This is a genomic window from Yoonia maritima, from assembly GCF_002933395.1.
Classification (GTDB): Bacteria; Pseudomonadota; Alphaproteobacteria; order Rhodobacterales; family Rhodobacteraceae; genus Yoonia; species Yoonia maritima_A.
Genome location: NZ_PKFN01000007.1, coordinates 16,973 through 30,832, shown reverse-complemented (window position 1 = coordinate 30,832; position 13,860 = coordinate 16,973). Strand labels below are relative to the sequence as shown.

The following is a 13,860-nucleotide window of genomic DNA, read 5'->3' as shown; positions in this document are numbered from 1 at the left end:
TCAAAAGATGGCGCGGCAACATGACGAGCCTCTAATCTCCCTGCCGACACGCACTGAACTTGTTCGGCTTAGCAATGCAGGTCAGCCGCAAACCCTAAATAACTGTCGCGGTGCAAACTTGGATTTTTCACGACTTGACCTGTCGGGCTGGAGGTTCGAGCACTGCAATTTGAACAATGCCGATTTCAGCAGCACGCAACTTGAAGGAAGCCATTTCAAAGGCTGCCGTGCAACAGGCGCGAACTTTCCCGGTGCAGACCTCACAGATGCGATCATCGACGGTGGCGACTTTAGCAATACCAGTTTTCGCGGCGCCACACTGTCATCAGCCAACATCATGCGTTGCAAATTAACCAGAACAGAGATGACAGAAGTGCGCGCACTAGATGTTAGCTTCAACGAAGTCCTCTTTGTCATGGCCACCCTGTCTGGTTTCTCGTTCAAGAACGCCACGCTGAAACAGTTAGACTTTAGCGAGGCTGATCTGCGCAACTGCGATTTTCGGGAAACAATATTCGAGGACTGCCTTTTAAGAGACGCCCGTCTGCACGACTGCAGGTTTGAAGGTGCCGATCTACGCGACGCGAACTTAGGCGGTATCCAAATATCGGATTCTACGCACTACAAAGGCGCTATCATATCGAAACAGCAGGCCGCCGAGCTTCTTAGCCAGCTTGGGCTGCATGTGCTTTAATCAAACAAATTGTTCTCTGATTAGTCGTTCTTCCAACCCATGACCCGGATCAAAGAGTATCCGGTGTTTGACCATAGGCTCTGACCTGATCTCGACACTGGCAACATTGCGCACTGACTTACCGTCAGCGTCGGCCATAACCGGGCGTTTACCGGGGTCGATCACATCAAACCGCACCACCGCACGTTTAGGCAGCAGCGCACCGCGCCAGCGGCGGGGACGGAATGCAGACATTGCGGTTAACGCAAGCACATCAGACCCGATCGGTAGGATCGGACCGTGCGCAGAATAGTTATATGCGGTCGATCCTGCAGGTGTGGCCAGCAATGCGCCGTCGCAAACCAGTTCCGGCATTCGCAAACGGCTATCCACCGTGATCCGTAGCTTTGCCGCCTGCGGGCCGGCACGCAGCAGGCTAACTTCATTAATCGCCAATGCCTCATGCATATGCCCATCGACAGTCAACGCTGTCATCGCAAGCGGGTTGATAACCTCTTCCACTGCGGCATTCAGCCGCTCAGGCAATTCCTCTGACTGAAATTCATTCATCAAAAAACCGACCGTGCCACGGTTCATACCGTAAACAGGAACATCCAGCCCCTTTGTGCTATGCAAGGTATCAAGCATGAAACCGTCACCGCCTAGAGCCACAATGACATCGGCCTGATCTTGTAAAACACTGCCATATAAGGCCGATAGCTCTTTCAACGCATTTTGCGCGGTCGGAACGGGACTGGCAACAAACGCGATTTTAGGCTGCGACATTGGCGAAAGTTTCCTCTTGTTCTGGATAGTTCTGATTGGATCGCACCTGAAACGCAAGACGCCGATACGAAACCTTCATGACGCGCTCATAAAGATCATGGTCGTTTTGATGCTTTAGAACAGGGCATTCCTACGGTATGAGAGGCCAGTCTTACCGCTTTTGGCACCTGAGAAGGGAAAACATCCATGACATCTGCAGTCCGCGACGCCGGCTTTTTCACCGAAACACTGGATACACGCGACCCAGAAATCCACGCCGCGATCCAAGGCGAACTGGGCCGCCAGCGCAAAGAGATCGAACTGATCGCATCCGAAAACATCGTGTCCGCCGCCGTGATGCAAGCCCAAGGCAGCGTGATGACAAACAAATACGCCGAAGGTTATCCCGGACGCCGCTATTACGGTGGCTGCGAACATGTTGATGTCGCAGAAACCATCGCTATCGACCGCGCCAAGCAGCTGTTTGGCTGTGAGTTCGTGAACGTCCAGCCGAACTCTGGTTCTCAGGCGAACCAAGGTGTGTATCAGGCGCTGATCAAACCCGGCGACACCATTTTGGGGATGTCACTGGACGCAGGCGGCCACCTGACACACGGTGCAAAACCAAACCAATCCGGCAAAATCTACAACGCAATCCAATACGGTGTACGCCGTCAGGACAGCCTGCTGGATTATGACGAGGTGCAGGCACTTGCGACTGAACACCAGCCAAAAATGATCATCGCTGGTGGTTCCGCCATCCCACGCATCATTGATTTCGCAAAAATGCGCGAAATTGCGGACAGCGTTGGCGCGATTCTGATGGTTGATATGGCCCACTTTGCGGGTCTTGTTGCGGCAGGCATCTACCCATCGCCGTTCCCACACGCACATGTTGCGACAACAACCACGCACAAAACATTGCGCGGCCCACGTGGCGGCATGATCTGCACCAACGACGCGGACATCGCGAAAAAGGTGAACTCTGCCATCTTCCCCGGCATCCAAGGCGGCCCGCTGATGCATGTCATCGCTGGTAAAGCCGTGGCATTCGGCGAAGCCCTACGCCCCGAGTTCAAAACCTACCAAGAACAAGTCGTCAAAAACGCCCAAGCCTTGGCTGACCAGCTGATGAAAGGCGGCCTTGATATCGTATCCGGCGGCACCGACAGCCACCTGATGCTGGTCGACCTGCGCCCCAAAGGCGTCAAAGGCAACGCGACTGAAAACTCGCTTGGTCGTGCGCATATCACCTGCAACAAAAACGGCATCCCGTTTGACCCAGAAAAGCCAATGGTCACATCCGGCATCCGTCTGGGTTCACCCGCAGGCACAACACGCGGGTTCGGCGAGGCCGAGTTCCGTCAAATCGCTGATTGGATCGTCGAAGTCACCGACGGGCTTGCCGCCAACGGCGAAGAGGGCAACGGCGAAGTCGAAGCCAAAGTCCGCGCCGAAGTCGAAGCGCTCTGCGACAAGTTCCCGATGTATCCAAACCTATAAGAATAATTGGGTGGGCTTCGGCCCACCCAACTCACGCACTTAAAGTTTTTTCTAGTCAGTTTTATCTAGCTTATCAGACCGACGAGTTTGAATTCGTTCAATATATTGATCAACTCGATCTGAGAACTCAGAAATTCTATCCGCGCATTGACTTCTCTTGTCCAATTTTAGAGCAAGAACTATATCCTGCTTTAGCTCGGAAAATGGAAAAACGTCTCCCAAAATTCCAACTGGCCACTCATGGTCGCAATCTCGAAACTTATCCATAAGCGCACTCAGCAAAGCCGTGCGATATTTTCCTGATGAAGGTTCAGAAAAATACGCACGTTTGAGCAAGTCCTCTCGGTCGCACCAGCTAATACCTAGAGGTTGCTTCATATAATAGATTAGATTTTGAAATGTCATTCCCATCAGATACAAACACTCAGGATCATCTCGTTTGTACCCTTCCAATAGTACCGGGTAGGCGATGACATCATATATTTCATGTCGAATTTGAAAAGAGCGGTTCCTCTCGACACTCAAGAGATTGGCATGCGTCCAAATTTCTTTATCCGCAAAGCTCGACACCGATTTTACAAAAAGCAGAACTGATTTTTGCGCTTCATCCCGAAGGCCAAGACGTTCATACTTTAGAAAATCTTGATAGTGGTCTTGGGGCACGAAATTCTCCTTGTCACGCTGACTTCGTATCAAAGCCTGCTCCGACGGCACAAGCAGTTCCTTTGACACTTGATAAACGGGACAGTCATAGAGGCTTCTTGAATAACTTCACAAAACATCACGAAATTTTTTAGAGATACGTTGCATGCTAACACCATGACCCAAACCCATATCACTGAACGCCGTCTTGGCGATGCCATGCGCCGCCGGCTTCCCGCTAGGGTGGCCGAATTTGTCATGTTTGTTCTCAAACAAGCATGGGCCTGCCTATTTGGCGCCTGCCTTTTGGCGGCGATTATTGCGACCAAGATGATCTGGCATGACGATTGGCCCCTCGCCCGTTATGACGCGCTTTTTCTAATCGCCCTTGGACTGCAGGCGTTGTTTTTGTGGTACAAGCTAGAAACATGGGCCGAGGCGCGCGTGATCTTGTTGTTTCACATCACTGGCACCGCGATGGAGTGGTTCAAGGTTAGCGCCGGGTCATGGGGCTATCCCGAGCCCGCTTTGTTCAAGCTATACGGTGTGCCGCTGTTTTCTGGTTTCATGTACGCCGCCGTCGGCAGCTACATGGCGCGAGTGATCCGCTTGTTTGACATGCAGTTCGCCCCCTTCCCACCGATGGCGCTGCACTTTGGGTTGGCCGTGACGGTTTACGTCAACTTTTTCAGCCATCACTACATCTGGGATTTCCGCAATCTGATGTTTGCGGCGACGGTCCTATTCTACATCCGCACGCGCATTTGGTTCCGGATCGGCGCAAACTGGTACTGGATGCCCCTGCCCCTCGCTGCGTTCTTTAGTAGTTTATTCCTTTGGATTGCAGAAAACATCGGCACGCTGACAGGCACATGGATTTACAGCGGGCAAAACCCGTTGGAACTGGTCAGCTTTGCAAAGATCGGGTCGTGGTATCTGTTGCTTTATGTGGCCTTCGCCACTGTCACGTTGGTCGTCAAAGACCCACTTAGACAAAGCCCCGTTGCACCAAAACGTAAAGTAGAACAGCCCCAGTCACCAACAGCACAAGCGCAATAGACGCGGCAACATTAACGGCAGCCGTGATACGTCGTTCACGCGGATTGATCGTGTTCAGATAGGTCACCGCATTCCGATGCGCACGTTGTGCATGCGATGGGTCAACCATACGCGCCAATTTCGGGTTTTTCACCAAATCAGCAGATTGAACCATATACGCCAAATCACGTCGCACAGCGCGCGGCACTGCCCGCCCAGCCTTGCGCACCTGCACGGCAAGCGAAGGACCACGCACGCGTAACTTGGTCTCAAGCAACCCGCGAATCTCTGCCACCTGTTGATCAATCGTATGCACCATATTCCATCCGGTAATTGTAAACGCTGCTTCGCTCAATGCCTCTGGCACTCTGGTCGTACAAAGGGTTAGAACAGATGCATGTTAAACACGGTACGATATGATGGGCCCGCGGGCACACCCCTTTTAATTGCACATGGTCTGTACGGATCTGCACGAAACTGGGGGGTGATCGCCAAGCGCGTGTCGGCAGAACGCCCTGTGATCGCAGTGGACATGCGCAACCACGGAAACAGCCCGTGGTTTGACAGTCAAAGCTATGCCGACATGGCGGAAGATTTGGCCGAAATCATCGACCAACCGATGGATGTTTTGGGGCATTCGATGGGGGGCAAAGCCTCTATGGTGCTGGCACTGAAATACCCCGAAAAATTGCGGAGGCTGATCGTCGCCGACATCGCACCGGTTGCCTATCAACACACTCAAATTGGGCCGCTGAATGCGATGCGTCAGGTCGATCTATCAGCAATCGCCAACCGTAACGACGCGAAAGAGCAGCTTGGCGAACTTGAACCAGGTGTCGCAGATTTCCTATTGCAAAGCCTTGATATGAAAGAAAAGCGCTGGCGGCTAAACCTTGATGTGCTCGACAGTTATATGGCACAAATCGTCGGGTTCCCTGACGTCGCCGGGACATTCGAAGGCCCGACCCTGTTCTTGTCAGGCGCAAATTCAGATTACGTGCTTCCTGAATATCGGCCCATCATAAAACAGCTATTTCCGAACGCAAAATTCGCAAAAATTCCGGACGCTGGCCACTGGCTCCACGCGGAGAAACCACGCGAGTTCGAAGCCGCGGCAACAGCTTTTCTAAACATGCCAACCGCGGGTTGATTGGTGGATTGCCAACGACTAGGATTTTCACGAAACCGTAACCCAGAGGGCACTAGATGCTGATCCGCGTTTTTCTCATTCTATCCGTCTTTAGCCTATCCGCCTGCGAGACTGTCAAAGGCGTCGGACGCGACATCACCAACGCAGGCGAAGCGGTCAGTGACGCGCTTTAACGACGCGCTTATCTTTCGGGCGTTGCGCGCATAATTTTGGCAACACAGTCAGGGCATCTTGACTCAACCAACTACAAACTGGTCGCATCCTTTTATTCATCAAAAAGGAGATTGCCATGATCGCCCCATTTGACATTTGGTCCCCCATTTTCAGGGCACCGTTTTCGGGTGACGTCACCCAAGAAATCACGCCGCGCCTGTTTTCACCCGAAATCAAAGGCAACGCGATAATCGAACATAAGATCCAGACCGAAGTCGCCAGCTATGGCAAACAGCTAGGCAAAGTGCTTGAGGCGCTGAAACTACTGTCAGACAAAACCGGGGTCGCCTTGCCGGAAATCGACAGGCTGATCACCGAGATTGAAGAGGTAAAATCCGATACCAAAGACGCATTGCGCACCGACGCTGAAAATGCGCTGGCACGGCTAAAACGCGCAGATCACGCCGCATGGACACAGCTTACGCAGCAGCCTTAAATCACGCATGACGTCATAAAGGTTGCGACACTTAGACCGCCCATCAGGGCAACAAAAGCATGGGGAAGGTAATAGTACATCGGGCGGCTCCATCGTTAGACAAAGCTAATACGCAGCCGCCTGAAATTTCCGTCGTTATTTTTTCTTAACGAACTCAGTCAGGATGACGATACGCTGCCCCTCAACCCGGCCTTCGATGTGGCCTGCGTTTTCAGCGACTAATGAAATACCGCGGACCGCCGTGCCACGTTTGGCGGTAAAGCCCGCGCCTTTGACAGGCAGATCTTTGATCAAGACCACAGTGTCACCCGCATTCAGGGTCGCGCCATGGGCATCTTTGTGTTCGCTTGCTGCGACCACGTTATCGGCCCATGCGCGGGTCTCATCGTCCAAATACTGCTGATCGGCCAGATCAAGCGCCCACGGCGTGCCGATTTTCACCAGCACCCGCGCGGCAAGCACGGCAATACCGGGGTCTTCGGACCACATTGTACTGGCAAGCGCGCGGAAATGATCCTCGGACGGGTTATCAAGCTGCGCGACACACGTCCCGCAAATCTCGACGGTTGCCCCTTCAGGGCCACCCGTCACAGGAAAGCTTGAAAGCGGCGTATCGGGCGTTTGGCAAAGGGGGCAAATCATATCTCTGGGATACCCGGTTTGCGGCCCAAGGGCCAGCGGTTGTTCAGGCACATGTCTTGCAGAATGGCGTGTCAGGCAACAGCGTCAACCGTGCGTCAGAAATCTGCTCACCGCATTTCTGACAATAGCCGTATGTACCCGCCTTGATGCGTGCAAGTGCCGCGTCAATCCGCTTAATCTCGGCCAAGTCACTATTCCCCAGCGCCTCTACCTGACGTTCGGTTGATCGGTCATCCCAGTCCTTGGACGGCGGATCGTCCAACTGATCTTCGATCTCAACCATATCGCCCACCAGCTCTGCGCGACGCGCGATTAGCGTCTGTTCATAGGTATCAATATCCATGTCGTGCCTCCTAAAGCTTTCACGACAATGACCGGGTTTCAGCCGTGACGCTTTGATTTGGGTCAAGACAATCTGCGCAATTATGGAACCGACGCGACAATCACGCGTTGACCCCATAGATATTTATAAATGAAAGGACGACCCAATGCGTAAGTCACCCATGATTGCCCTGATCCTAGCCGCCTTTACCCTTAGCGCCTGCGAAACCGTCAAAGGTGCCGGCCAAGACATTTCCAACGCAGGCGACGCGATTACAGAAGAAAGCCAAGACGTACAAAACGATCTTTAAGCGCGATCGGACAGAATTTTTTCAGGTCTTGCACGATGCGAGGCCTGAATGCGTTTAACGGCGCCGTAACCAGACTATTGGTTAAACGCACTGCGCATTCTGTCGATCATTCGTTTCACCACCGCTCTCACGCGGTTGCGTTTGAATTGCCGCGTAAGCTCACGTTCAAAATCGTCCATGCCAGCCTCGTGGCAAGCCGCGTGGATATCACGCCAAAAATCCCAAGTGTAATTATTCTTCTTTTTCCACGGCAGCTTCAATTGACGAAGATCGTCAGCGACAATTTTCTTATTGAACATTTCGCACTTGTCGATGCTCCCACACAAAAGCAACTGCATTTGGGTACGCAGGCACTTTTCGCACCGACCGCAATTATATTCACCGTCAAAGTTTGAATAACAGACTCTTAGCGTTTTTAGCAACTCAGGGGCGCATTCTGAAATGACTCGAATCTTCTCCATGCGATCTGCACGGCATGAAAAATGCCTGACAGTTTGACGGTCGCACGACCACATGGGATCAATCATCGGAGAACTAGCATGCGGCATGATATCTTTGTATTTTGCATATGAACCAATCAAAGCCGTATTCACGATGGGTGCGAAACACTTCGCGATACCGCCAAGTATCGCGCTAAAGCCTAGTTCGTCCCAGCTCACGATCTTGCCCTGAAACTCGCGCGCATTCGTGCGAATATCAACGCAGCGCAGTTGTTCATTTTGGGCAACCGACGCCTGCAAAAGATCTTTGGTTTCATTCCAAAGCTCATCCTGTTGCAGACCGATATCCATCCCCTGAATAAGCCAAAGATCAGAAACCGGCACTACTCCGAATTGGGTTTCCAACCGTCTGTGTTCAGCAATATTATAAAGAGAATCCACGCCACCGGAATAAAAAGACCCCACCCGGGTTTGCGGGTTACGTGGCAGATCATACGTCGCGACCTCAAGCGGAATTATTTCGCATAGGTGCGGGAAATCGTTCGCATAAATCTCCATCGCCTCAAGCATATTAATAAGCAATGATTGCGATATTGGCGTTTTTATAACCAACCGCTCTTTCAGACACATCGCCGCCGTCAAACAAATAAGCGCAAACGGTCCGGCATCGGGCGTATCGGGCACAAAATACGCCTCGGGCCAGTCAATCCAAAGCTCCATCGTCGCAGCGTTATTTGCAGTAAACACCTTACCCGGGGTCTCGATCTCAACCACAGATGAAACACGGACACGCCCGTCAGATTTGGTAATTTCGGTAGGATGTATAATCATTTTTTTCACAATTCACTGGTCGAGGCATCGCTATCACAACTTCCAATATTGCCACAAATCATTATTGGATTTCTCGTCACTTGAGGCAAGCCGCGCTTGGATCGACAAACGGTCCGAGGGACCGCGTGAGGCGCAAAAGAGTACGGCCACAGAAGGCGTTTCGTTAACACGGTGCCCATCAGTATCCGGCGCGTGGACCTCGGGGGTGAGCCGCGTCCTGGAAACTGTCGAGGACAGTTTCAGCGGTAAACGCGCAAAGCGCGGGGGGTGCGAAGCGCCCTCCCCATGGGGGAGGGTTTGAACCGTCTTGAAATTGATCCAGTGGATCAATTAGGGTGAAAATGGGCGAAGCCCTCGCCCGGGCGCTGCCAAATCGGAGATTTGGCTTTCACAGGTTTTTCCTATTTTTTAGGTCATGAATACACGATCCTACTATCATCCTTGATGCTTTTCCTTCACTTCGGTCAGAATCGATCTCATAAGTTACTGATAGATAAACCTCACCGTCGATTTTCGTCGTATCAGCTTCTAAAACTCCTGGCGTATTGCGTACATTAGTTAACAACTGTTCAACACCATCAATAAGGCCCCCCTGACTCTGATTTCCAATATAGAGAAGTTCGGTTTGTTTCATACTTTAAGGGTGAATTCCGCCATACAGCTGAGTTAATTTATTTGACGACTTTACGTACATATGTTCAGAATTACGCGCTTGATTTCGCATGGCCCGCAATTCAGTCTTTATTAGCGACATTTCTTCTAATATTAGTTCGTCCGCTGGCGCTTTTTCGACGGAAAGGTCTGCTACTTTAAACGAACCAAAGCTCTTTAAAAAACTATCGCTACCGTCTGAACTTGCCGTATTTTTAATCTTTGAAACGAGAGCGTTATGAAATGCTTCTACTTTTGTATACCTCAAATCGCGTGGATAACTTATGGTATCAAACGGAGATGTATCAAATGAATATGGCGTCTGATCATCTTTGATGATTACGGTTGGCTTGTCGAATGCTAGCCTCATTCCCAACTCAAACATGACGTTTGCATTTCGACCACTAATGTCACACACGACTACTGGGCATTCATACAAGTTCTGAACAATTCGTTTCTGGATTACGCCTGCATCGTCCGCATCGCTCACGAGATGAGGCGTGAAGCCAGCTTCCCTTGCAGCTCGTTCCAAAAGAATTAGAACTTCTTTCCAATGAGCTTCGCCGCAGCCATCACATTCAGAAATCGGCATAACCATTCCGCACTTCGGATTTAACTTACTCATCGAATACACCATTTTCTAAATATAGTTGTCGTATGTAGTAACTGCTGGAACGGCCTTCATCTTCCTCTTTCCCACACGCGCTCCAAAAACGGACAGCTCTTAGCTGTCCATTTTAAGCGCGGAAATAAACGCTTCCTGAGGAATATCCACTTTCCCAAACTGCCGCATCTTTTTCTTACCCGCCTTCTGCTTATCTAGCAGTTTGCGTTTCCGAGACGCGTCGCCGCCGTAGCATTTGGCGGTCACGTCTTTGCGAAGGGCCGATAGGGTCTCGCGGGCGATGACTTTGCCGCCGATGGCCGCTTGGATCGGGATTTTGAACATGTGGCGCGGGATCAGGTCTTTTAGCTTTTCAACCATCGCCCGGCCCCGCTGTTCAGCGCGGTCGCGGTGCACCATCATCGACAGCGCATCAACGGGTTCGTCGTTGACCAGAACCGACATTTTCACAAGGTTATCCTGCTGATAGCCCGTCATTTGATAATCAAACGACGCATAGCCCTTGGTCACCGATTTCAGGCGGTCGTAGAAATCAAACACGACTTCGTTCAATGGCAGGTCATAAACCACCATCGCGCGGCTACCCGCATAGGTCAGGTCTAGCTGCACACCACGGCGATCTTGGCACAGTTTCAGCACGTCACCCAGATAATCATCGGGCACAAGGATCGTCGCCTTGATCCGCGGTTCCTCGATATGGTCCACATGGGTCATGTCAGGCATGTCAGCAGGGTTGTGCAGGTCAATCATCGTCTCGTCACGCATATAGACGTGGTAAACCACCGACGGCGCGGTTGTGATCAGCTCAATGTTATATTCGCGTTCAATCCGGTCGCGGATCACCTCAAGGTGCAGCAACCCAAGGAAACCACAGCGGAAGCCAAAGCCCAGCGCGGCAGATGTTTCCATCTCGTGGCTGAATGACGCGTCGTTCAGCGCCAGTTTATCAATCGCATCGCGCAGGTCTTCGAATTCGGCGCTATCCACGGGGAACAAGCCACAGAACACAACCGGTTGCGCAGGCTTAAAGCCCGGCAGCGCGACTTCGGTGCCCTTTTTCTCGGATGTGATGGTATCACCCACCCGCGTATCGCGCACCTGCTTGATGGATGCGGTGATGAACCCAATCTCGCCCGGCCCAAGATCAGCGACATCCTGCATCTGCGGACGGAACACACCGATTTTGTCGATCCCATGCACAGTCCCGTTGGACATGAATTTGATCCGGTCGTTTTTCTTCATGGTGCCGTCGATGATCCGCACCAGAACGATCACGCCCAGATAGCTGTCGTACCAACTGTCCACCAGCATCGCCTTCAGCGGCGCATCGCGGTCGCCCTTGGGCGCTGGCAGCTTATGCACAATAGCCTCAAGCGTTTCGACAATACCAACACCGGTTTTCGCTGACACGCGGATCGCTTCAGACGCGTCGATCCCGATCACGTCTTCAATCTGTGCGGCAACTTGATCGCATTCGGACGCAGGCAGATCGATCTTGTTTAGCACAGGCACAATTTCATGGTCCGCATCAATCGCGTGATACACGTTAGCCAGCGTCTGGGCTTCGACCCCTTGGGTGCTATCCACAACCAAGAGCGACCCTTCGACCGCACGCATGGACCGAGACACCTCATAGGCGAAATCCACGTGACCCGGAGTGTCGATCAGGTTCAACACATAGGTTTCACCGTTTTGCGCGGTATAATCGATGCGCACCGTGTTGGCCTTGATCGTGATCCCGCGTTCACGTTCGATATCCATGCTGTCCAGCAGCTGCGCCTTCATGTCGCGCAAGGCCACCGTGTTGGTCTCTTGGATCAACCGATCGGCAAGCGTGGACTTACCGTGGTCAATATGCGCGACGATAGAGAAGTTACGGATGTGATCGAGGTCAGTCATGAAGGGGAAGCCCTATGCAAAGTTTGAACCGTCAATGGCCAAAGAACAATGGTTTTGCAAGAGCAGAGATGATGTCGAACAAGCCTCTTCAGGTTCAATTCGGTTGGTGACGCACCGTTCAACCAGCCAAGCTCGCTTAAAATATTTACCGGTTAGCAATACCTTCGTGCAGAGCGTTCATATCTGGGCGCATAGGTTGGTACATCAACTCACTGATGGGCGCTGTCTGCTCTTTTTGACATAGTCCTTCAGTGCTAACCCGCTCTATAGCAACAGGGTAAAACCGCGCCCACAACGTCAAATCCGAACACGCTCCATCGGGCTGTGGGGATACGTCACATACTTCACGAAACAGTCTATCGAGGCGCACAATCGGACATAATAACTCTGCTACGACTTCATCATCAGTCATATTTAGTGGTGCGTTGTAGTCGACCATTAACTGATGCTCGGCATAGGTACGTGATTTGAAATCAATCATCGCGGCTATTTGATCCGGGTAGTAATCGCTATAGTAAATCGCATTAACAAAAAACGGATCCGCGAGCGCAGGGTCCATCGCGGTCAGCTCTCCGTTCAGGGTAGAAGCTGCGCGGGCCCATGCAGACCCATCAAACAAAACAGCGGTAGCGTGACGTCTTATCAAGATTTCGGCGCGTTCATTGTCAGGTGAATAGCTAAAGGACATGGGCAACGAATACTTGCGCAATAAAATATCGATAAGATCCGAGTTATAAGGATCGTGCGCAATTGCTATACTTGCTTCAGCCTGCCAACGTGCATCAAGTGCATGCATCTGCTCCTCAACCCGATCGTTATGTCGGACATGACGTGCTAAATGCTCAGCAAATTCGTAGTCAGAAACACCAACATGAGATAAAAACGATAGAATTAACTCTTGATCCTCGTCGTTTTTTCTTTCGGCCGCTCGCCGTAAACGCGCACGAAGCATGTTTGGGTGAATACTGTCACCAAGAAGTCGCGCGGCGTATGATTTGGCCTGATTTGAAGGTGTTGTGCTATGGATCAAATCAATAGTGCATACATCCGGGCTGTACCCCTCCTCGACATCGGTGATTTGTCCCGCATATTGTTCACACAAGGCAACAATGCCTTGATGCCCGACCCCGCCCCATTGCGGTAATGTGAGCAAGCTAATCCTCATGAGGGAATCGCGGCTAGGGGTCGCAGTCATTACATCATCGACAACAACACCGACCGTGTCCCAGTCTAGACGCTTAGTTGTCAGTTGGTGGGTAAACACTGCGTCAGACGCGAGCACATAATCAGGTGCATCAGCATAGGCCTCCAAGGCAAGGTTCATTCCTCGGTTTTGCAGATCACTAAATGCATGAAGCGCATCTGGATGGGTATCGGAAACGAACCTAGTCCCTCTCAGTCTCCATGCTGTTTCTCGCATCTGAAACGCCCTTAGGGACTTCGCATAGGGTGAAGTGGGATATTTCAGCAGCCAATCTTTAACAAATTCGATCACGTCGGGATGCGATACATTTAGTATCGTGGCGAGTTCGCGGAGTTCGGCAAAACTGATGGTCCCATCAAGACTTTCGGCATGGGCTTGGCGCAGTGCCTGTTCCGCACCATCAATGTCCCCTGCATACGCCAATCCACGCAATTCTTCGGGCGTTATTGCGGCCTGCAAGGATGCTGCTTGTAAACAAAAAAGTGCTAAGGAGAGCCAAATACGCATTAGAAAATT

At 51.7% G+C, this 13,860-nt stretch carries 16 protein-coding genes; 7 read left to right on the top strand and 9 right to left on the bottom strand.

The window, feature by feature from the left end; translation table 11 throughout:
* Positions 1-7: 7 nt before the first annotated feature.
* A complete protein-coding gene (locus tag CYQ09_RS01565; RefSeq protein WP_106744524.1) occupies positions 8-694 on the top strand; it encodes a pentapeptide repeat-containing protein in 687 nt (228 codons plus the stop codon).
* On the opposite strand, the gene CYQ09_RS01560 is transcribed toward CYQ09_RS01565, so the two are convergent.
* Positions 695-1,459 carry an NAD kinase gene (locus CYQ09_RS01560; RefSeq protein ID WP_106743679.1) on the bottom strand — a complete coding sequence of 255 codons (765 nt, stop codon included), beginning with the start codon at positions 1,457-1,459 and terminating at the stop codon, positions 695-697.
* 186 nt (positions 1,460-1,645) lie between these two features.
* Here CYQ09_RS01560 and glyA point away from each other — a divergent pair, with 186 nt between their 5' ends.
* Entirely contained in the window at positions 1,646-2,941 is a 1,296-nt protein-coding gene (glyA, locus tag CYQ09_RS01555) for a serine hydroxymethyltransferase (protein WP_106743677.1), read from the top strand.
* A 51-nt stretch (positions 2,942-2,992) separates the two neighbouring features.
* Here the strand turns inward: glyA and CYQ09_RS01550 are convergent, their stop codons facing one another.
* Positions 2,993-3,604, bottom strand: coding sequence for a hypothetical protein (locus CYQ09_RS01550; RefSeq protein WP_162617529.1), 612 nt, complete (start codon positions 3,602-3,604; stop codon positions 2,993-2,995).
* A 156-nt stretch (positions 3,605-3,760) separates the two neighbouring features.
* On the opposite strand from CYQ09_RS01550, the gene CYQ09_RS01545 reads away from it, so the two are divergent.
* Positions 3,761-4,642 (top strand): DUF817 domain-containing protein, encoded by an 882-nt coding sequence (locus tag CYQ09_RS01545; protein ID WP_239495827.1) that lies wholly within the window; start codon positions 3,761-3,763, stop codon positions 4,640-4,642.
* Here CYQ09_RS01545 and CYQ09_RS01540 read toward each other — a convergent pair.
* Entirely contained in the window at positions 4,572-4,940 is a 369-nt protein-coding gene (locus CYQ09_RS01540) for a hypothetical protein (RefSeq protein WP_106743673.1), read from the bottom strand. The two genes, CYQ09_RS01545 and CYQ09_RS01540, sit on opposite strands and share 71 nt — an antisense overlap.
* 78 nt (positions 4,941-5,018) lie before the next feature.
* On the opposite strand from CYQ09_RS01540, the gene CYQ09_RS01535 reads away from it, so the two are divergent.
* From CYQ09_RS01535 to CYQ09_RS01525, 3 genes are all read left to right on the top strand, one after another.
* Positions 5,019-5,771, top strand: coding sequence for an alpha/beta fold hydrolase (locus CYQ09_RS01535; protein WP_106743672.1), 753 nt, complete (start codon positions 5,019-5,021; stop codon positions 5,769-5,771).
* 56 nt (positions 5,772-5,827) lie between these two features.
* Complete coding sequence (locus CYQ09_RS01530; protein WP_106743670.1) at positions 5,828-5,944, top strand: entericidin A/B family lipoprotein; 117 nt, start codon at positions 5,828-5,830, stop codon at positions 5,942-5,944.
* Positions 5,945-6,060: 116 nt separating this feature from the next.
* A complete protein-coding gene (locus CYQ09_RS01525; RefSeq protein ID WP_106743668.1) occupies positions 6,061-6,420 on the top strand; it encodes a hypothetical protein in 360 nt (119 codons plus the stop codon).
* 135 nt (positions 6,421-6,555) lie between these two features.
* Here CYQ09_RS01525 and CYQ09_RS01520 read toward each other — a convergent pair whose 3' ends face one another.
* Positions 6,556-7,062 (bottom strand): alkylphosphonate utilization protein, encoded by a 507-nt coding sequence (locus tag CYQ09_RS01520; RefSeq protein WP_106743667.1) that lies wholly within the window; start codon positions 7,060-7,062, stop codon positions 6,556-6,558.
* Between the two features lie 43 nt (positions 7,063-7,105).
* Entirely contained in the window at positions 7,106-7,405 is a 300-nt protein-coding gene (locus CYQ09_RS01515; protein WP_106744522.1) for a TraR/DksA family transcriptional regulator, read from the bottom strand.
* A 145-nt stretch (positions 7,406-7,550) separates the two neighbouring features.
* Here CYQ09_RS01515 and CYQ09_RS01510 point away from each other — a divergent pair, with 145 nt between their 5' ends.
* Positions 7,551-7,694: an entericidin A/B family lipoprotein gene (locus CYQ09_RS01510; RefSeq protein WP_106743665.1), complete on the top strand. Its 144-nt coding sequence runs from the start codon at positions 7,551-7,553 to the stop codon at positions 7,692-7,694.
* A 74-nt stretch (positions 7,695-7,768) separates the two neighbouring features.
* Here CYQ09_RS01510 and CYQ09_RS01505 read toward each other — a convergent pair whose 3' ends face one another.
* The 4 genes from CYQ09_RS01505 to CYQ09_RS01485 form a co-directional block, all read right to left on the bottom strand.
* Entirely contained in the window at positions 7,769-8,965 is a 1,197-nt protein-coding gene (locus tag CYQ09_RS01505; RefSeq protein WP_106743664.1) for a hypothetical protein, read from the bottom strand.
* Positions 8,966-9,602: 637 nt separating this feature from the next.
* Positions 9,603-10,241 (bottom strand): RNA helicase, encoded by a 639-nt coding sequence (locus tag CYQ09_RS01495; protein ID WP_106743660.1) that lies wholly within the window; start codon positions 10,239-10,241, stop codon positions 9,603-9,605.
* A gap of 99 nt (positions 10,242-10,340) precedes the next feature.
* Positions 10,341-12,140: a translation elongation factor 4 gene (gene lepA / locus CYQ09_RS01490; RefSeq protein ID WP_106743659.1), complete on the bottom strand. Its 1,800-nt coding sequence runs from the start codon at positions 12,138-12,140 to the stop codon at positions 10,341-10,343.
* A 145-nt stretch (positions 12,141-12,285) separates the two neighbouring features.
* Positions 12,286-13,851 (bottom strand): DUF4034 domain-containing protein, encoded by a 1,566-nt coding sequence (locus CYQ09_RS01485; RefSeq protein WP_106743657.1) that lies wholly within the window; start codon positions 13,849-13,851, stop codon positions 12,286-12,288.
* Between the last annotated feature and the right edge of the window lie 9 nt (positions 13,852-13,860).